The 18,307-nt window shown below is 34.9% G+C and carries 19 protein-coding genes and 1 pseudogene; 16 read left to right on the top strand and 4 right to left on the bottom strand.

Features of this window, described 5'->3' with window-relative positions; genetic code table 11:
- Window positions 1–261: 261 nt before the first annotated feature.
- A complete protein-coding gene (locus T368_RS16145; RefSeq protein ID WP_004087071.1) occupies window positions 262–420 on the bottom strand; it encodes a hypothetical protein in 159 nt (52 codons plus the stop codon).
- 161 nt (window positions 421–581) lie between these two features.
- On the opposite strand from T368_RS16145, the gene T368_RS0106200 reads away from it, so the two are divergent.
- Window positions 582–1,076 (top strand): HP1233 family protein, encoded by a 495-nt coding sequence (locus T368_RS0106200; RefSeq protein ID WP_004087070.1) that lies wholly within the window; start codon window positions 582–584, stop codon window positions 1,074–1,076.
- A gap of 126 nt (window positions 1,077–1,202) precedes the next feature.
- Here the strand turns inward: T368_RS0106200 and purU are convergent, their stop codons facing one another.
- Entirely contained in the window at window positions 1,203–2,036 is an 834-nt protein-coding gene (purU, locus tag T368_RS0106195) for a formyltetrahydrofolate deformylase (protein ID WP_004087069.1), read from the bottom strand.
- Between the two features lie 99 nt (window positions 2,037–2,135).
- Between purU and T368_RS0106190 the strand changes: the two genes are divergently transcribed.
- The 3 genes from T368_RS0106190 to T368_RS0106185 all read left to right on the top strand — a co-directional run bounded on the left by T368_RS0106190 (window position 2,136) and on the right by T368_RS0106185 (window position 4,085).
- Entirely contained in the window at window positions 2,136–2,684 is a 549-nt protein-coding gene (locus tag T368_RS0106190) for an LPP20 family lipoprotein (protein WP_004087068.1), read from the top strand.
- Between the two features lie 188 nt (window positions 2,685–2,872).
- Complete coding sequence (locus T368_RS15900) at window positions 2,873–3,040, top strand: hypothetical protein (protein WP_005218509.1); 168 nt, start codon at window positions 2,873–2,875, stop codon at window positions 3,038–3,040.
- A complete protein-coding gene (locus T368_RS0106185; RefSeq protein ID WP_027338369.1) occupies window positions 2,991–4,085 on the top strand; it encodes a glycosyltransferase family 8 protein in 1,095 nt (364 codons plus the stop codon). Before T368_RS15900 ends, T368_RS0106185 begins: the two co-directional genes overlap by 50 nt.
- Before the next feature lie 103 nt (window positions 4,086–4,188).
- Here T368_RS0106185 and T368_RS0106180 read toward each other — a convergent pair whose 3' ends face one another.
- Complete coding sequence (locus T368_RS0106180) at window positions 4,189–5,322, bottom strand: metallophosphoesterase (RefSeq protein ID WP_004087063.1); 1,134 nt, start codon at window positions 5,320–5,322, stop codon at window positions 4,189–4,191.
- A 64-nt stretch (window positions 5,323–5,386) separates the two neighbouring features.
- Between T368_RS0106180 and T368_RS0106175 the strand changes: the two genes are divergently transcribed.
- The 11 genes and pseudogenes from T368_RS0106175 to T368_RS0106125 all read left to right on the top strand — a co-directional run bounded on the left by T368_RS0106175 (window position 5,387) and on the right by T368_RS0106125 (window position 15,540).
- The gene (locus T368_RS0106175) at window positions 5,387–5,848 is read left to right on the top strand and encodes a low molecular weight protein-tyrosine-phosphatase (protein ID WP_004087059.1); all 462 of its coding nucleotides are present in this window, start codon (window positions 5,387–5,389) and stop codon (window positions 5,846–5,848) included.
- A gap of 107 nt (window positions 5,849–5,955) precedes the next feature.
- Window positions 5,956–7,350 (top strand): UDP-N-acetylmuramate--L-alanine ligase, encoded by a 1,395-nt coding sequence (gene murC, locus T368_RS0106170; RefSeq protein WP_004087057.1) that lies wholly within the window; start codon window positions 5,956–5,958, stop codon window positions 7,348–7,350.
- 386 nt (window positions 7,351–7,736) lie between these two features.
- Window positions 7,737–8,747 (top strand): annotated as a pseudogene (locus tag T368_RS16655) (S1-like domain-containing RNA-binding protein); the annotation flags it as partial.
- Window positions 8,737–9,153, top strand: a complete 417-nt coding sequence (locus T368_RS0106160) for an AtpZ/AtpI family protein (protein ID WP_004087054.1) — start codon at window positions 8,737–8,739, stop codon at window positions 9,151–9,153. The pseudogene T368_RS16655 and the gene T368_RS0106160, both read left to right, overlap by 11 nt.
- A gap of 61 nt (window positions 9,154–9,214) precedes the next feature.
- Window positions 9,215–9,592, top strand: a complete 378-nt coding sequence (locus T368_RS0106155; protein ID WP_138160876.1) for a hypothetical protein — start codon at window positions 9,215–9,217, stop codon at window positions 9,590–9,592.
- Window positions 9,564–9,932: a hypothetical protein gene (locus T368_RS0106150; RefSeq protein WP_004087052.1), complete on the top strand. Its 369-nt coding sequence runs from the start codon at window positions 9,564–9,566 to the stop codon at window positions 9,930–9,932. The genes T368_RS0106155 and T368_RS0106150 overlap by 29 nt, the downstream gene beginning before the upstream one ends.
- 63 nt (window positions 9,933–9,995) lie before the next feature.
- Window positions 9,996–10,430 (top strand): hypothetical protein, encoded by a 435-nt coding sequence (locus T368_RS0106145; protein ID WP_004087051.1) that lies wholly within the window; start codon window positions 9,996–9,998, stop codon window positions 10,428–10,430.
- 55 nt (window positions 10,431–10,485) lie between these two features.
- On the top strand, window positions 10,486–11,829 hold the full coding sequence (gene gatA, locus T368_RS0106140; protein WP_004087050.1) for an Asp-tRNA(Asn)/Glu-tRNA(Gln) amidotransferase subunit GatA: 1,344 nt from the start codon (window positions 10,486–10,488) through the stop codon (window positions 11,827–11,829).
- Between the two features lie 155 nt (window positions 11,830–11,984).
- Window positions 11,985–13,166: a CapA family protein gene (locus T368_RS0106135; protein ID WP_004087049.1), complete on the top strand. Its 1,182-nt coding sequence runs from the start codon at window positions 11,985–11,987 to the stop codon at window positions 13,164–13,166.
- Between the two features lie 104 nt (window positions 13,167–13,270).
- Window positions 13,271–14,737: a replicative DNA helicase gene (dnaB, locus tag T368_RS0106130; protein WP_004087047.1), complete on the top strand. Its 1,467-nt coding sequence runs from the start codon at window positions 13,271–13,273 to the stop codon at window positions 14,735–14,737.
- A 359-nt stretch (window positions 14,738–15,096) separates the two neighbouring features.
- Window positions 15,097–15,540, top strand: coding sequence for a YqaA family protein (locus tag T368_RS0106125; protein WP_004087045.1), 444 nt, complete (start codon window positions 15,097–15,099; stop codon window positions 15,538–15,540).
- A gap of 8 nt (window positions 15,541–15,548) precedes the next feature.
- Here T368_RS0106125 and T368_RS0106120 read toward each other — a convergent pair whose 3' ends face one another.
- Complete coding sequence (locus tag T368_RS0106120; protein ID WP_027338368.1) at window positions 15,549–16,946, bottom strand: OmpP1/FadL family transporter; 1,398 nt, start codon at window positions 16,944–16,946, stop codon at window positions 15,549–15,551.
- A 155-nt stretch (window positions 16,947–17,101) separates the two neighbouring features.
- Here T368_RS0106120 and T368_RS0106115 point away from each other — a divergent pair, with 155 nt between their 5' ends.
- Window positions 17,102–17,929, top strand: a complete 828-nt coding sequence (locus T368_RS0106115) for a prephenate dehydrogenase (RefSeq protein WP_004087041.1) — start codon at window positions 17,102–17,104, stop codon at window positions 17,927–17,929.
- The last annotated feature ends 378 nt before the right edge of the window (window positions 17,930–18,307 follow it).

Genomic DNA, 18,307 nt, shown 5'->3' with positions numbered 1-18,307 from the left:
TTCGCCCTTGTCTATGCAGTTTGAACGATTGAGCGAATTGGAGGGATAGTCATTATCGTTTAGATGATTCCTGCTATCTAATTTAGTCAAAGCCACAGAACAACCGCTAGAATTTGTGGTTTTGTTTGCGTGGTTTGTTGATTTAGAATCTAGTCTCCCATCGCATTTACTCTTCACTAAATCAAACACATAACTTTGCTGCACTAAGGCCATCTTTACTCCATTTTGCTTTACTTCTGGCATATCTATCCTTTATGAAATTTATTCTTCATCATAGTCTAAATCTGGGCTTTCATAATCGTCATCATCATATTGTGCGTAATCCATATCTATGTCATAATCATCATCATAATCTAGTGAATCTTCGTCCATTTCAGATTCTGTATCAAAGTTATCGAGCTCATCATCATATATTCCCATGCTATTTTCCTTTTTTCGTGTTAATTTGCAGACACATTATACCCCTTAAAGTATTAACAAAAAGCCTTTATTAGCCTAAAAAATTCTAAAAATTTAGGAATTATTTTTGCTTGCAATACACAACGCATTCTGTGCAATATTTTTCTAAAGAGGACGAGAAAATGATTGATACCAAACTGAATAACAACTTAGGCTTATATAATGCCAATACGCACTATATCAAGCGAGAGGTTAGCACACAAAATAGCATTGCAGCAAAGCATAATGAGGAGCAACTCTTAGAATCTAATGGCTTTGAGACAAAAAGGCAGACTTATGGATTAGCTATTTTAGAATTAATGAGTGATCAAGAGTATCAAGCATGGCTAAGGGCTACGGCGGGCATGACAGAGACGGAGAAAATGCTTGCAGTCCAAAAGCTATATCCATTAGCTGATATTGAAAAGCTGAAAAACTCAAAAAACTTGCACCCACAAGAAAAAAAGATTTTTGATGATTCTATGCAAAATAAAAGTGGCAATATCAGCACAGAACCTTTTATCATTAATGCAAATCGTCTCAATGGTATGCGTGTGTTTAACGCTCATACAGACTTTATACAGCGATACAAAAACGCTTTTGAAAACCTGCATGTTAATGTTGATATGAATGGTTAGTGTTGTTTTGCCAACACTAAGTATCAGATTTAGTGTGTGGGGTTTTAAGTGAAAGCTATGGTAATGTGGGATCACAAGGTAATTGGTGGTTATAAAATATAGTGGAATCTACGCCCAAATTTTACATTAAAAAATAATCGTGCGGTTGTTATGCAAAAAGATTCTATCCTCAAGAGCTAATTTTAACGCACGGGCTAAAACCACCTTTTCTACATCTCGTCCTGCTTTTTGCATATCTTGCCATGTGTAGCTGTGGTCAATTTGTATAGTATCTTGCGAGATTATAGGTCCTTCATCAAGTTGATTATTTACAAAATGAGCGGTTGCACCTATGATTTTTACACCGCGTTCATAGGCTTGTTTATAGGGATTTGCACCGATAAATGCGGGCAAAAATGAATGATGAATGTTAATAATTTGGTTTGGAAAGCTCTCCACAAAAGTAGGCGATAAAATACGCATATATTTTGCTAGTATTAAAAAATCTGGATTTAAAGTCCTGCAAAGATCAATGACTTTTGTCTCGTGCTCTTGCCTTGAGATACCCTCTGATTCTATATGATAGTATGGAATTTCAAACTTTTCTACAAGATTTTCTAAACTCGCATGATTGCTAATAACCGCTAAAATATTTGCGTCTAAATCACCGCTATTATGCCGTATGAGTAAATCACCTAAGCAATGATTCTCTTTTGTCGCAAAAATCACTATCGACTTCTTATCCTGTGTGGAAAGTCTCACTTCTGCATCACTAGGTAATGCCGCACACACTTCAGCAAGAAGCATTTTAGAATCTAGCTCACCGCTAATCTCTGTCCGCATAAAAAAAGTATTATGTATCTTATCTACAAATTCATTGTTTTGTTCTATGTTTAGCTGATGTAGTAAAAGAATCGAACTGATTTTAAATACTAAACCTTTAGTATCTTGGCATTTTATAAGCAATGTGTGCTGTTTCATAACTCTTTAGAATCCTTAAAATTAAATTTGTGTAAAATAAAGTCGCTATTTTATCATTTTTGTTGTAAAATAAAGCCTAATTTTTTTAAGGAGAGATATATGAAAATAGTATCAGTTACTAGTAAAGGATTATGTGCTTTGGCTTTGGCTGCTTTTTTGGTGGCTTGTGGTGGCGATAAACAAGGGCAAGTTACTTCAAATAGTAATGAACCTGCATGGGTGAATAGTATGTCGGCTGCAAAGGAAAAGGCTGGATCAGTAGTAGTGGGAATTGGATCTGCAAAAATTTTAGATGGGAATCTAAACTATGCGGTCAATCAAGCAGCAATGCAAGCGCGTGCTGAAATCGCACAACAAGTTAGTGCAAAGATTCAACAAGCCATTGAAAGTTTGGAGCAAAATGATGGCATGAAAATATCAGCCAATAGTCAGCAAGTAGCAAGACAAAAGGTAGAAGCCGATCTGAAGAAAACAGAAATAGCTGAAAAATGGACTGATAAACGAGCAACACCACCTATGCTATATGTCCTTGTAAAAATGGATGAAAAGATGTTTGAGCAAACGCTAAAAGGTGTTGGACAAGTTTTAAATGTTGATGCAGACCAAGCAAGAAAGCTTTCTGAAACAGTGCAAGAATTGTTGGAGTAGTTTTTACAACTTCGTCTTTTATGTCTTTATATATCCGCTGGTATGGTTTTATACTGGCTGGTTGAGTGTCATGGAATCTACTTGCAAGTTTTTTGAAATTCTTACTTGTAGGTTTGACATATCTTTATGCAATCCTCAACGCATAATTTGCTATAATACTGCATTATTTTAAGAAACGGAGATTTTATATGTATCATGTAGTTTTTTGTGCTAATGACAATTATATTAAATATCTTGCCCCTTTATGTTATAGCATTGTAAAAAATGCAGCAAATAATACTCAATATGATAAGGGTGAGAGTATAAATGTTGCCGAAAATATTACTATGGGGGGGGGGGGGCAAACCCCTACCTGATAGTGAAATCATTGTTACTAACATAACAGATGAGATAAACAACACACCCCAAAGCGATAATAAATCCACAACACAAGACTGGCAAAAGCCATTCTGCTTTCATATATTAACTGATGGTTTAAAACATGAAACACAGCAAAAACTACAAGCTTTTCAAATAGAATTGAATAAAATTTATCCATGCGAATTTCGTGTTTATACGCTATCGGATTCTATATTTCAAGGTTTGCCAAAATTAAATAATAACTATCTTGCATACTTTCGATTAAAAATAGCGAGTTGCTTACCGCAAGATATTAAAACTTGCCTATATCTTGATGTTGATATGATATGTGTGGCAGATATTAGAGAGATTTTTTATACAGATTTGCAAGGGAAAATATGTGGCGTTGTGTTGGTTCCAGATCATCAACAATATTGTGTGCTAAAAAGAAATAGTGCAATTGGTGATGAGTTTGTGTTTAATGCTTCCACATACTTTAACTCTGGGCTAATGCTTATAGATGTGGAACAATATAGGAAGTATAATGTAGAACAAAAGTGTCTTGAATGGTTTGAGCAATATGTCCCGGTTTTGCTCGACCAAGATGCGTTGAATGCGGTATTGGGTGATCATATTTGTGCTTTGCCATTGGAGTGGAATTTTTTTGTTGAGCTTTTAAAGTATAAGCGACAGGATTTTAAAGGCAAAGATAACAATATTGTGATGAAAATTACATATGAAGAATATATGCAAGTAAAAAATAACATGAAAATCTTGCATTATACAGGGTGGACATTAAAGCCATGGCAACAGCCTTACATAGAAAATGATATGATAAAGACTTGTATTTATAAAAATAAATGGTGGGAAATAGCCCATGATACACCTGTTTTCTATAAAGATATTTATTCTTCATATATGAAAAAGCAAGAAGATATGTTCTATGAATCTATCCTATCTTTACAAAAACATATAAAATCTTTTAAGCTACGAAACAGATTAAAACGATTGCAACAATCTTTAAAAAGGCGATGTAAAAAATTATTTCACATTGAAGATTAGCTTATAAAAAATCATAGCCAATCAGCATAATAGAATAACACAAACAATAACTCTATTATATTGGTGCAAATAAGACCTAAAATTGCAATCTACATTTTACATCTCACCCCGGAATGATTTGCAATAAGCTAATCTCTCTTCTCTCAAATAATCGCATAGGCATACCCCACCAGCCTACACCATTGCTAACATAGATTTGTGTATTTTTACCTTTATGCTCCCATGAATGTAATCCTGATAAAAATGGCTGATCTAGCAATACAAATAAATGAAATGGGAATATCTGCCCACCATGTGTATGTCCGCTTACTACAAGTCCTATGTCTTCACCTTGCAGTAATTTCAAAACCTTTGGCTGATGTGCGAGTAGTATCGTTGGGTATTGCTTATCTGTATAGGCTAGTGTTTTTTCTAAATCTGGGACTAACACACTATCTTTAAACTTCTCTCTACTTCCCATTAAGTCCGCAATTCCTGCGATATTTAAGCCAAGATTCCGCAAGACCATAGCCTGATTTGTAAGCGTTGTGATACCCAAATCATTGAGTGCTTTTATAATCGTATAAGTATCATAGTAATATTCATGGTTGCCTAGCACATAATAGATTCCATACTTTGCTTTGAGATTTGCTAACTCTTTTACAGAATCTTCTACGATATGATAGTAATTATCCACAATATCGCCGCCAAGCAGGATAATATCTGGCATGGTGCTATTAGTCTGCTCTACAATCTTTGCGACTGCCTTTTTATCCATTAAGACATCGATGTGCATATCGGTTAATACGGCAATATTTAGTGGCTTTGTGATACCTTGCAGTGAGACTTGCGTGGTGGTTATCTTTGGCTCTTTGGCATTCAAATAAAAGCTTAAAAGTGTTAAAGCAATGATGGCACACCAAGCTATTAAAATGATTGGAATCTGCACCCTTTCAAGCACAAATGCACCAAAAGAAAATCGTATAAACAAAGTCGCAATAAACACAAGCAAAGCGATATTGCAACTTATCCAAAACACCCCAAGTGTGCTTGATAAAATCGTATAAAGCATGGAATCAATATGTGTGTGATATAGCTTTAAAAATACAACAATACAAAGGAAATTACAAATTACAATGAGTTTGCCGACATGCCTTATAGCAGGGCTTGTAGAAATATTTTTAAACAGCATATAATAGATAAAGACATGCAGCAGCACAAGTGCAATAAAGAATAAAATGCGGATACTAATCGCCACGAATAACCCTTAATGAAAGAAAAATTTTTGCTATAATTCTAGCATTTTTTTGCAAGGAAAACGCATGAAATTACAAAGTGTTTTATTTGTATGCTTAGGAAATATATGCAGATCGCCTTTAGCAGAAGGCATAGCAAGAAGCATGAATGATAGGTTTGAATGGAATCTAAAAATAGATTCTTGTGGGACGAGTGCCTTTCATCGCGGAGAGCCACCACACAGGCAATCTATACGCATAGCAAAGGAAAATGGCATTGATATATCTATGCAGAAATCTCGCCCTATTAGCGTTTATGGTGATATGGAGTTTGACCTTATTGTAGCAATGGATTCTAATAATAAAAGGGATATTTTAGCGTTAGGTTTCCCAAAGGAAAAGGTGGTAAAATTAGGCGATTTTGATAATGGAGTAGATGTCCCAGATCCATATTATTGCAATAGTGATGATGGCTTTAGAGAAGTGTATAACTTAATAGAATCTTTACTAGAAAAAATGTTTAGCCATTATGGGTTTTGTGGGAAGTAGATTCTAGTGTAACAATCTCACAAAAACACAAAAAGATATTATAATTTTGCTTTTTATTATGGGCTTAAAAGCTATGAAATAAGATTTAAATAAATTTAAGGTTTGCTATGGATTTTTATCAACTTAGAGTGCATTTTATCGGTATTGGTGGGATTGGTGTGAGTGGATTGGCTAGATTTTTAAAGGCACAAGGGGCTATTGTAAGTGGCTCAGATATTAAAGACACTTCAATCACACAGACGCTAAGAGATGAGGGTATAGCCATCAACATACCGCATAATAAGGAAGTGATAGCCAATAAAGATTTGATTATCCATTCAGCAATTATAAAAGATTCTAATATTGAGATTATAGAATCTAAAAGGCTAAATAAAGAGATTCTATCTCGCAAGGAAGCCTTAAAGATTCTATTAAGCAAAAAGAGGGTATTAAGCATTTGTGCGGCACATGGCAAGTCTAGCACGAGTGCGATATTAGCCGCTATTTTGCCACATAGCGGGGCGATTATTGGGGCGATTAGCAAAGAGTTTAACTCAAATGTGAGAGTGTCTAAAGATGATTTATTAGTCTTTGAAGCAGATGAGAGTGATAAAAGTTTCCTTAACTCAAATCCATATAAAAGCATAGTGATTAATGCAGAAGCCGAGCATTTAGAAAGCTATGATAATGACTTTAAAAAACTTCAAGATGCCTATCTCTCTTTTATGCAGCAAGGGCAGCAAGTCGTGCTAAATATGCAGTGTGAGATTCTACAGAATCTTTATGTAAGACTAAAAGATTCTGGCTTTAAATCAAGTGCGATTATCTGCCTTTACCCAGACATTGATATACAAAATATCACTTATGAATTGAAAGATTTACTCCCCTATACGACTTTTACACTCAAAGATTTAGGTCGCTTTAGCATTTATGGGATTGGCTATCATAATGCGTTGAATGCAAGTATAGCGGTCTTAAGTGCAATGGATTTATTACCACTCGAAGAGATTAAAAACAATCTTTTAGCATTTAAAGGGATTAAAAAACGCTTTGATATATTACAGAATCTAAGCGACAATACCCCATGTATTATCGATGACTACGCACATCACCCAACAGAGATTGTCGCCACACTTGAAGCCACAAAAAAATACGCAAAACTTTTAGAAGCACAAAAGGTATTACAACAAGATTCTAAAAATAGCTATAAAATCACAGCGATTTTTCAACCGCATAAATACTCGCGTTTGCGTGATAATTTAGAAGCTTTTTGTAAATGCTTTAAGGATTGTGATAGATTAGTCATACTGCCTGTTTGGGCGGCAGGAGAAGAGCCTATTAACTTTGATTTTGTCACACTTTTTAGTGAATATAAGCCCATTTTTGCAAGTAAAATCAAGCGAGATAAAGAGAAAATATTGCTTTTAGATTCTAAAAATTGCGTTATAGAGACATTGAGTGAGGGTATAATAATCGGGCTTGGAGCGGGGGATATTACCTATCAGTTACGCGGAGAGCAGTAGTGTATAAGCAAAAAAGCACAAGATACAACATGGAAAAAGAAACACATGTAAAAGAGAGTCTAGCTAAACATGATTTAGCAGATTGTATCGGCACTATGCAAACACTCTGTGTTGTAAAAAAAACTCAACATGGAATCTATTTGGCAAAACCATGCAGAAAAGATAGTTTAGATTCTACGCCACTTAGGCAGACTGCGGAGATTAAGGCACAAAACAACAAGAGATTAGATTCTATAACAAATTGTCATGTTGAGCGAAGCGAAACATCTAATATAGAATCTAAAAAAGATTTTTTGCTTAACACTCAAAATGACAAGGATACGGAATCTAAACAGAATTTAGATTCTAATAATTTTGCACCCTTGCACCCTGCACCTACTCAAGTGGTAGAGATTCTAGAATCCGCACCAGCAAACCACGCAAACAAAACCACAAATTCTAGCGATTGCTCTATGGCTTTGGAGGCTTTGAGTGAATTGGAGGATAGGAGTTATCTAAGCGATAATGACTATCCCTCCAATTCACTCAATCGTTCAAATTGCATAGACAAGGGCGAATTTTTACAGAATCTAGACTTGAATAAAATTGTATTACTACCCAACGCCTACACGAATGGCAATGAAGAAATTGGCGACTATATAGAAGTTTTTATCCACACAGATTCTAGCGATAGAATCTTAGCCGCGACTAAAAAGCCCTTAGCCATGCTAAATGAGATTGCAAGGCTTGAGATTAGAGATAGCAATAAAGATGGACTTTTTCTTGATATTGGGCTTGCAAAAGATATCTTCATGCCGACAAAATCTATCCATCAATACGCAAATCATACGCATATAGTAGTGCGTATCACGCAGGATAAAATGAAAAGGCTAATCGCAAAAAAGGATATAAATCCCCTGCTTAAACCCTGCAAAACGCAGAATCTTTTACATAAAAATGTGAAAATATGGACTATTTCTAGCTCACCTATTGGAATCTTATGCGTAGTTTTACCGCATTATTATCATGGAATGATTTACAGCAATACACTTAGCTATCCACTAAATCTTTATGAAGAGTACGAAGCAAAAGTAGTAAAAGTGCGAAATGATGGCAAGCTAGATTTAATTATAGCACGAGATATAAATGCAGTATATAATCTCATCGCAAAGCTAAATAGCAAAAATGAATATTTCATAGTTAATGATATGTCTGCAAAAATGCTATCCATGAGTAAGAAAGGCGTAAAAAAAGAACTCACAATGCTTTTAAAACAAAAGCGAATTGTATTTATACAGCATAAAGGCTATTGTGTTACAGAATCGCATTTAGCTAAAGAGTTTTTAGATAACATAAATTCAAAAAAGCTAGATTCTATAATCTCAAGCATTAATGTAAGGGGACGAAATGAAAGATAATGAGAGATTAGAATCTGTGCTTACCGAACAAACGGATACTGCAAAATCTGCAAAAATCACCAAAGAGACAACACAACAAAACGCAGATTCTAAAGATGGCAAGATAAAGACTCTAACTCGCAGTGCTAATGACCTATCACTTGGAATCTCAATGATTGTAGCAGTGCTTTTAGGGCTTGGGATAGGCTATCTATTATATAAATGGCTTGGGTATTATTGGCTTATATGGGTGGGGCTTGGCTATGGTGTGGCAGCAGCTATTCTTAATGTAGTAAAAGCGTATAAAAGGCTTTATAAAGACTTAGATTTACTCAAACATGAAGAGAAGTATAAATACATGCAGGATAGAATCTTAGAAAAAAGAGAGAAAGAAGCTATGCGGAGAAAAGAAAGGAAAGATATGTAATGCCAACATTAAAAGTTGTATTCGTTATTGATACATTATATGGGTGTGCAAAATGAAAACAATGCTTTTTATAATGTTAATTCTATGCTCCAATGCGTGTTCTTATTCCGAGCTAATGCAAAAAGATGAGAGTAAATACAATAAACTGCGTATGCAGAGTGATTGTGAGACAAAAATCTATGATACTTCTGTGCCAAAACACTATTTTGATACATATTATTTTACAAAGAATCTCAATATGATTGAAATAAGAGATTACATTTTTAGCAAAGATACACAGCAGTCAAATGTGTATCACAAGGTTATTCATGGTGATGAAGCGGCAAAGTTTATTAGGGATTCTAGCTATCAGGCATTTTTGAAACAAATAGTTGTAGAATACACAGAAATGAGAGTCGATAAAAAAAACTATGATTACAAAGCAAACTTTTACATTTAAGAATAAAAACACGCAAAATATCTTAGCCCAAGTGTATGATTATAAAAATTATATACAAAAGTTTAAAGTCATTGGAGGAGGTAGATCTGGTATTTTTCAGCGTTGGAGAACAATTAATGAGATATGTAGAGATATCCCGGGTCCACCCGGATTTAGCATGGTATGCTCGTGTAAAATGGGACGCTTTGAAGATTTGTTAAGTCCATACTGGCTTCAAATCGTAAAAATATCATGCAAAAACATGAGTATAAAAGAAAGAAGTGAAAATATTTGGTGTCAATGTTTAGAATCATATAAAAACAATAGTCTTTCACCTGTATATCGCGCGCCAATAGAGTGAGAAAAATAAGGCTAGATTCTAACAATATATGGTAATATTCATATTTGATTTTAGGAGATTCTCATGTTTATAGATAATAAAAAAGAATTAGCAGAAGCCATTCAAGCATTAGCAGAAAGCCTTAATGCAAATGCAGATTATATTGAGATTGAAGGGGATATTGGGGAGGATATAGCACGCATTAAGAAGTTAGGCTCTGTGTTTTGGGGCTTTGGTATGACTCTTATCTCATCTGTTGTTGAAAAAATCATTAAAAAGGATAGTATGCAAGTTAATGATTCTATGATAGTGGAGCTAGAGAGAAGGCTAGGCAGGGAAGCTATAAATACCGCTATTCTTCTTGCTTTGAGTGTGAATGATGTTAGTATATTAAAAAAGTTAAAAGCTTATAATTTAGAAAAGCTAGATAATAAAGTCATACTAAAAAAAATAAACGATTATTTTAGAGTTTTGCTATCAAATTATATCACACTCTCACATTTCACAAAAAGCATATAAGACCAAATAATTCTTAAATTTTTGTTATAATTTCATCTTTTTATAAAGGAATATTATGCTAACACTTAAACAAGCTATGGCATTACATGCTAATGAGATAGAATCTCTTAAAGAACAAATGATACAAGATATTAAAGCAAAACAAGAACTAAACGCCTATATAGAGACGCCTGAATTAAACGAAAATGATAAAGGCAAGATTCCTATTCTAATAAAAGATAATATTTGCGTAAAAGATTCTAAACTCACTTGTGCGAGTAAGATTTTGCATGGTTATGTATCGCCATATAGTGCAACTGCTGTTACTAAACTGCAAGATTCTAATATGTGTGCGTTTGGCAGGGCAAATATGGACGAGTTTGGTATGGGTAGCACGACTGAGAAAAGCTGCTATGGTCGCACGAAAAATCCAATTGACACAAGTCGTGTGCCGGGCGGGTCTAGTGGTGGGAGTGCCGCAGCAGTTGCCGCTAAGATTGCCATAGCCAGTTTAGGTAGTGATACAGGTGGTAGCATTAGACAGCCTGCTAGCTATTGCGGTGTGGTGGGCTTAAAGCCTACTTATGGTAGAGTGTCTCGCTATGGACTTGTGGCGTATAGCTCAAGTTTGGAGCAGATTGGACCGATTACGCAAAATGTAGAAGATGCAAGCATTTTGCTTGATATTATTAGCGGAGTTTGCAAGAGAGATTCTACAAATGCAAACCTTGCACCTACAAAGACCTTTGATAAGCTTAATCCTAAAAGGATTCTAAAGATTGCTATACTAGAAGACTTTGTGAAAGAGGCAGATGAAGCGGTGCAGAAAGCCTATTATGACACGATTAAGATTCTAGAAGATATGGGGCATAGCATCATAAAAGCACAAATGCTTGATACCACGCATCATATAAGTGCGTATTATATTATCGCTATGGCAGAGGCAAGTGCCAATCTTGCGCGTTTTGATGGTGTGAGATATGGCAGTCGTATAGAGGGGCAGAATTTGCAGGATTTATATTTCAAAACACGCGCACAATTTGGCGATGAAGTGCAAAAACGCATTTTGCTAGGCTCTTTTGTGCTAAGTAGTGGCTATTATGATGCTTACTATCTTAAAGCTCAAAAAGTGCGAGAACTCATAAGACAGCAATACGCAAGTATCTTTAGCGAATGTGATACAATCTTGCTTCCAGTAGCCCCCAATGTCGCCCCAACATTTAATGCTACAAAAAGCTCCCTTGAAATGTATCTAAGCGATATTTACACTATCGGTGTGAATCTTGCAGGACTTCCAGCCATAAGCCTTCCGGTCGTAAAATCGCCTTTACCCATAGGTATGCAATTTATAGGCAGTGCCTTTAGTGAGCAAACAATACTTGATGTTGCATTTGGGCTAGAACAGAATCTAGGGATATAGCATTACTTTTATATAGATTCTAATATTTGCAAGACATGAAAACTAGTATTAGAATCTTTGTGATTAAAAGATAAAACCATAATATTTTGTTAATAAAACACTACTAAAATTCACACATTTTTAAAATAATAACCCCATAATTTTTAAGGAATATCATGCCTATCATCACAAATAAAACTAGAAATTATAATCTCATATTCTCATGCTTTCTATGCCTTTATATATTTAGCTTCATAGCTTGTAGTGATAAAGAGAAAAAGCAGCAAGAGATAAAAAAAGATTCTAAAGTTATAGAATCTAAGATAAATAATGAACTCACACTTATAATGGGTGGTGATGCACTTTTGCATACCGCAGTATATAATGACGCAAAATATACATTGCCACAAGAAAAAGATTCTAAAACAAAGCCTATAATTAGCTATGATTTTAGTAAAATGTTTATACATACAGCCCCACTTATCTCACAATATGACTTAGCTTTTTATAATCAAGAGACAATTCTAGGTGGAAAAGAGCTAGGGCTAAGTAGCTACCCTGCATTTAACTCACCGCAGGAATTTGGCGATTGCATGATTAATCTAGGATTTAATCTCATCTCACTTGCAAATAATCATACACTAGATCGCGGCGAAAAAGCAATTATAAACTCACGAGAGTATTGGAGTAAAAAGCCTGTGATTGCCGCTGGAAGCTATATAAGTGAAAATGAAAGAAACACAGCAAAAATCTATGAAAAAAATGGCATAACTTATACGCTACTTGCCTACACTTATGGCACAAATGGCATACCTATCCCAAAGAATAAAGAATATTTAGTCAATGTGTATAGTAAGGAAATGCTAAAAAAAGACATAGAAAATGTGCGTAATAAAGTGGATTTACTCATGGTCTCAATGCACTGGGGCAATGAGTATGATTTTAAGCCAAATAAAGAGCAAGAAGAGTTTGCACACTATCTCTCAACACTTGGTGTGGATATAATAATCGGTCATCATCCCCATGTCGTGCAGCCTATTGAGTGGATTAATAACACGCTTGTAATCTATTCGCTTGGCAATATGATTTCTGCACAAAAAGGCTTAGAAAAACGCGTTGGAATGTTTGCTGGAGTAAAAATCAAAAAAGATTCTAAAAGCAAGAAGATAACCTTGCATGACCTGCATACACATATCATCTATACTTATTATGATAAAAATAGAAAGAATTTTAGCATTTATCCTTTTACAAAGCTAAATGAAAAGATTTTGCCAAACTATAAGCAAATCTATAATGACTATCTAAAGATAGTTACACAAAGAGATGTAACAGATTCTATACGCACGACAAGGCTTTAAATATTGCATGTGAAATACATGTAACATAATCTCTATTTATCATATTACCACAATGAAATTGTATTGTAACAGCTATCATTACTAACACAAAGCAAAGGAAAAACATGCAAGAGCTAGACAGCAAGATTGAAAGGGTTGTGCTATCTGCGATTCTTTTTAGTCCAGATAAATTTGATGAGATATGTGATAGCTTAGTCGCACAAGATTTTTCACTGCCCTTGCATGTTGAAATGTTTAAGGCATGTGAGAATCTGCATAGAAATGAGACGCCCATTACCCCAGAATTCCTTTGTATAGAAATGCAAAAAAGCATGAAAGTAAGCCTTGATGATATTGCATTAATTGCTGCTGAATCGCCCATTGCAGACATAGATACCTATGTCAAAATGATTAAAAATAGCTCTATTAAAAGAAATCTTTTTTCTCTAGCAAGCTTTATGCGAGATGAGAGTATGAAGCCAGATTCTATCGCACAAAATATCCTTGCAGATATAGAACAAAAAGTCTATGCCCTAAGCATACAAGATACAAATAATGCGTTTAAAAATGCCTATGAAGTTGTAGAATCTACCATGCGTCTTATTAAAGAGAATCAAGCAAAGCATGGTGCTTTAAAAGGCATAGATACAGGCTTTAGTAAGCTAAATAACGCTACCACAGGCTTTAATGCAGGTGAGTTAATAGTCATTGGTGCAAGACCTGCGATGGGTAAAACTGCCCTAATCCTTAGCATGACCTTAAAGATTCTAAGCAGTCAAAAAGGTGTAGCAATCTTTAGCCTTGAGATGCCAGCAGAACAGCTTATGACAAGAATGCTTTCTGCAAAAAGCATGGTGCCACTGCAAAATGTGCGTTCAGGTAGTATGGACGATAATGAATTTACAAAGCTTTCAAAATCCGCTCAAGAACTCTGTGAAACACATATCTATATTGATGATAACCCACATTTAAGCCTTGCAGGACTCCGCACAAAGCTAAGGAAGCTAAAGATTAAAGACCCTAGTGTAAGCATTGTTATGATTGATTATCTCCAGCTTATGTCGGGCATGTCAAATGCGAATGCAGCGGCTAGACATGAGATTATCGCTGAGATTAGTCGCGGATTAAAGAATCTTGCCCGTGAGTTAAAAATCCCCATTGTTGCATTATCACAACTTAATCGTGCCTTAGAGCTAAGAGATGATAAACGACCGATTATGTCGGATTTACGCGAGAGTGGGTCTATCGAGCAAGATGCTGATGTGATTTTATTTTTATATCGCGATGAGGTGTATAAAGAAAGGGAGTCAAGAAATCGAATCGCAAAGCAGAAAAAGAGTAAAAGCGAAGATTCTAGTGTTGAAATAGAGGAGCAATACAAAGCCCCAGAAGTGCATGAAGCAGAACTCATTCTAGCAAAGAATCGCAATGGTGAAACACGCACAATAAAGATTGAATACAATAGCAAATACACGCTTTTTGTAGATAGAAACGAAGAGAGAGAAATCAAAATGGCAGCACAATCTAGCACCGCCCTTATAGGTGATGTGCAAACCATTAATCTTAATGATGGAGTATTGCCTAAATTTTAGGTGTATTTCTAGGACAAATAGCTTTTAATCATTTGGAATCTAACTGCATTTAGCTTTTTGAGTAGGTTAATGTTTTATTTGAATTTGAGTAATTAAACTTAAATTGGTGTATGTGGTGCAAGTGTCAATTTATGAAATCTAAAGGCTTTACTTTTTAGCTGATTGATAATAACAACTTTAAATTGCATGTAACACATAGCATATTTTAATGTTAATTATTGTCTTATAAAGTGCTTTTTAAAAGTTTAAAAGATTCTAAAAAAAATATTAAAATAAACATGGCATGTATTTTACAGATTTATTTACCACACAACAAAAAACAAGAAATAACGATTACTAAGATTAAAGCAGGAGTGTGTATGAATTTTTATGATTATGGTTTATTTGGGTTATTGCTTGTTTGCTTTATATCCAGCTCTCTTTGGCCACTTGGGTCTGAAGCGTTTGTTATCGGTTTTATTGCATTTGATTTTAATCCCTATATTGTGCTAATTGTCGCTAGTATAGGCAATATACTTGGGAGTTTAAGCACCTATTATATTGCATATTTTGGTGGCGATTCCGCTGTGCGAAAGTTTTTCCCAAAATCTTATAAAAGAATAGAATCTTATCGACCCTATCTGCAAAAATATGGCTATCTTTACGCATTTTTTGCATTCCTGCCATTTATTGGGGATATTTTAGTGCTACTTCTTGGGTTGTATAAATATAATCAAATAGCAACTTGGATTTTTATCACACTTGGTAAAATAAGCCGCTATGCTATCTTAATATATCTTTATATTCAATGGGGTATTACCTAGTGTATAGACTACCACAAATACTTAGCACCGATGGTAAGCAAATGCAACTGCCCAAAACCATCATGAGAGACTATAAAGCTTTTTCTATTATCTTTTAGTGCAAGTGAATAAGCCAAACCTAAATCTAGCCTATCATCTAAGAATCTTTTCCTAAAGCCTAAGCCAAACATATACGCATTTGCATCAGGTATGCCAAACTTACCTTGTGGGGCGGGTGTCTCATCATAGGCGATACTTCCCATAATCTTATAAGATTCCCCAAAATATGTATATCCCAAGCGATACGCATTAGAATCTTTCCAGCCATTTCCATAGGCAACGGCGGAGTAATCGGCAGAGTTCATCATACCCGCAACATAATCTACACCCAAAACGGCTAAAGCACCAGTTAAATTATAGAATCTTTGATTTGCATATTGAAAATCAAAGATTCTAGCACTTCCCCAAAATGTCCGCTCATAGACAAATTCTACCCTAGATCGACCAAAATCTTGTGATATACCTACATTCAGTATGTGTGGCATATCAGCATTCAGCATAAGACCAGCATCCATATTCACAGTTCCCATATTTGCACCAGACTGACTTACATGCGCTAGGGCTGATAAACTCCCATTCATATCAATACCGACTTTACTTCTATAAGTGCTAGATAGTGTGAGACTTTTCAAAGATTCTACACTTGAAGTGGCAAATGGCATTATACTTAAAGCAAGATTATATCCAAAGCCAAAGCCTTTAGCATTAGAGGTTTGTTCTACCTTTGTAGTTCCCTTAAAAGCACCGCCGATAGCATTATAAGGCACATATAAGGTGTTATTAAAGCTTCCAAATGAATAGATTGCACGAAAGCCAACACCAAATGAGATAAAATCTCTCCACGCAAGAGATACAACAGGATTTAACTCCATCATGGCAATACTTACATCATCTAGGAAGCCACCTCCTATACCATCCCAGTTCATAGATAAACCAGAAGGCGTGGTAAAAGAAACTCCGAAGTTTGTCCTTAAGCTTGAAGCAACTTCATAAGCTCTTGATTTGTAGAAAAACTTTGGAATCGGTTGTATTGTCGTTAATGCCTTGCCTTCTACTGATTTATTACATATATTTTGTGAGGCACATTCATATACGCTTCTATCACCTGTACTAAAGCGAAATGGCGGTATAAAAAGAAGTGTTCCATCAATCTCTATTTCATGTTTATCACTATCCCTACCTAAACTCATATTTGCAGGATTATAGTAGGTAGAATCTGCTCCATAAGCCCCAGCGATAAACGCTGAATTAAGTGCTGTGCCATTTAAACTTTGCTCTGTTAAACGAAAGCCAGAAGCCTGCATAGATTCTATACTTAAAGCCAACCCACAAATAACGCCCACTACTCTTTTGTTATGTCGTAACATGCATTCCTCCAAATTTTAATACTTTCCTTAAAAAGAACCAGAAATTATAACATCGTTTTTTTTTTTTTGTAAAGCACTGCTGTCAAAATAAGCATATTTCCTAGAAATTATGGCAAAATATCCTTTCTGTTTTGAGATTTTAGATAAGGAAAAGTATGCAAGCAGGCATTATCGGTTTAGGGCTTATAGGTGGGTCATTAGGATTAGCTTTAAGAGAAACAAAAATGTTTAAACGCATTTTGGGATATGATAAGGCAGCATTGCACGAGCAGCAGGCATTGTCTCTAGGGCTTGTTGATGAGTGTGCGAGTATGGAAGAGATCTCTCAATGTGATGTGATATTTATCGCTGTGCCGCTTGATTTTGTAGCACCGATTGTAAATGCTTTTAGCGATCTTACCCCAACGCAAACTATCATTGATTTAGGCAGCACAAAACATGCTATACATGAGCTTATAGAATCTAAAATGCGTAAAAATTATGTCGGCGCACACCCTATGAGTGGCACAGAGCATAGCGGTCCAAAGGCAGCACAAAAAGATCTTTTTAAAAATAAGATTCTAATCCTTACAGATATAGACAAAAGTGGTGCGTTTCAAATCGCCTTTGCAAAAGAGATTTTTGTGAATCTTGGTATGCAAATCATTAAAATGGATTCTGCAAGTCATGATGAGCATATCGCCTATATCTCACATTTGCCGCATATCTTAAGCTTTGCCCTTGCAAACACGGTATTAGCACAAGAAAAACCAGAAAATATTCTTGCTTTGATTGGCGGTGGATTCCGTAGTATGTCGCGTCTTGCAAATAGCTCTCCTATCACTTGGAAAGATATTTTTAAACATAATAAAGCCCATCTATTGCATTCACTCACAGACTTTGAAAAGCATTTTACTGAAGCAAAAGAGTATGTCGCAAAAGAAGAATGGGATAATCTCATAGCATGGATGAAAAAGGCAAATGAATTGCATAATTTCTTATAGTTTTTTAGAATCTACATTCCATAAACTTGCGTGTTTAAGAGACTTCATAGTAATATATGTGGCAATTTTTTTAATGTTACCAAAAATCCTTAGACTTGTTTGTTTTTGCATTTTTTCCTTTAACTAAAAACTTGAGTATTTATTAACATTAACCTTTTTACTTTTAAAATTGACTACGCAAAAACATATCAGCCTCCCCTTTTTACTTTCTTTGCTTATGTTGAAATAAGTTTTTATCATTATTTTAAATATTAAAATCTATTACTTTATTGATATATTAGCACTAATATAATGTGTATTATTTGTATAATAAATGCTACATTAATGCTATTTTGTAGTTTATTTGATTAATTTTTACTATTAAATAAGATATATTAT

Source organism: Helicobacter bilis ATCC 51630 (assembly GCF_000686565.1).
In the GTDB taxonomy this organism is placed as follows: domain Bacteria; phylum Campylobacterota; class Campylobacteria; order Campylobacterales; family Helicobacteraceae; genus Helicobacter_A; species Helicobacter_A bilis.
Note: the sequence above shows the minus strand (reverse complement) of the source record. Positions and strands in the feature narration are given on the sequence as shown.

What these genes read in the sequence shown, in the direction of transcription:
- T368_RS16145 (WP_004087071.1), bottom strand. Translation starts at nt 420, where the DNA reads ATGGGAATATATGATGATGAGCTCGATAACTTTGATACAGAATCTGAA.
- T368_RS0106200 (WP_004087070.1), top strand. Translation starts at nt 582, where the DNA reads ATGATTGATACCAAACTGAATAACAACTTAGGCTTATATAATGCCAAT.
- purU (WP_004087069.1), bottom strand. Translation starts at nt 2,036, where the DNA reads ATGAAACAGCACACATTGCTTATAAAATGCCAAGATACTAAAGGTTTA.
- T368_RS0106190 (WP_004087068.1), top strand. Translation starts at nt 2,136, where the DNA reads ATGAAAATAGTATCAGTTACTAGTAAAGGATTATGTGCTTTGGCTTTG.
- T368_RS15900 (WP_005218509.1), top strand. Translation starts at nt 2,873, where the DNA reads ATGTATCATGTAGTTTTTTGTGCTAATGACAATTATATTAAATATCTT.
- T368_RS0106185 (WP_027338369.1), top strand. Translation starts at nt 2,991, where the DNA reads ATGTTGCCGAAAATATTACTATGGGGGGGGGGGGGCAAACCCCTACCT.
- T368_RS0106175 (WP_004087059.1), top strand. Translation starts at nt 5,387, where the DNA reads ATGAAATTACAAAGTGTTTTATTTGTATGCTTAGGAAATATATGCAGA.
- murC (WP_004087057.1), top strand. Translation starts at nt 5,956, where the DNA reads ATGGATTTTTATCAACTTAGAGTGCATTTTATCGGTATTGGTGGGATT.
- T368_RS0106160 (WP_004087054.1), top strand. Translation starts at nt 8,737, where the DNA reads ATGAAAGATAATGAGAGATTAGAATCTGTGCTTACCGAACAAACGGAT.
- T368_RS0106155 (WP_138160876.1), top strand. Translation starts at nt 9,215, where the DNA reads ATGCTTTTTATAATGTTAATTCTATGCTCCAATGCGTGTTCTTATTCC.
- T368_RS0106150 (WP_004087052.1), top strand. Translation starts at nt 9,564, where the DNA reads ATGATTACAAAGCAAACTTTTACATTTAAGAATAAAAACACGCAAAAT.
- T368_RS0106145 (WP_004087051.1), top strand. Translation starts at nt 9,996, where the DNA reads ATGTTTATAGATAATAAAAAAGAATTAGCAGAAGCCATTCAAGCATTA.
- gatA (WP_004087050.1), top strand. Translation starts at nt 10,486, where the DNA reads ATGCTAACACTTAAACAAGCTATGGCATTACATGCTAATGAGATAGAA.
- T368_RS0106135 (WP_004087049.1), top strand. Translation starts at nt 11,985, where the DNA reads ATGCCTATCATCACAAATAAAACTAGAAATTATAATCTCATATTCTCA.
- dnaB (WP_004087047.1), top strand. Translation starts at nt 13,271, where the DNA reads ATGCAAGAGCTAGACAGCAAGATTGAAAGGGTTGTGCTATCTGCGATT.
- T368_RS0106125 (WP_004087045.1), top strand. Translation starts at nt 15,097, where the DNA reads ATGAATTTTTATGATTATGGTTTATTTGGGTTATTGCTTGTTTGCTTT.
- T368_RS0106120 (WP_027338368.1), bottom strand. Translation starts at nt 16,946, where the DNA reads ATGTTACGACATAACAAAAGAGTAGTGGGCGTTATTTGTGGGTTGGCT.
- T368_RS0106115 (WP_004087041.1), top strand. Translation starts at nt 17,102, where the DNA reads ATGCAAGCAGGCATTATCGGTTTAGGGCTTATAGGTGGGTCATTAGGA.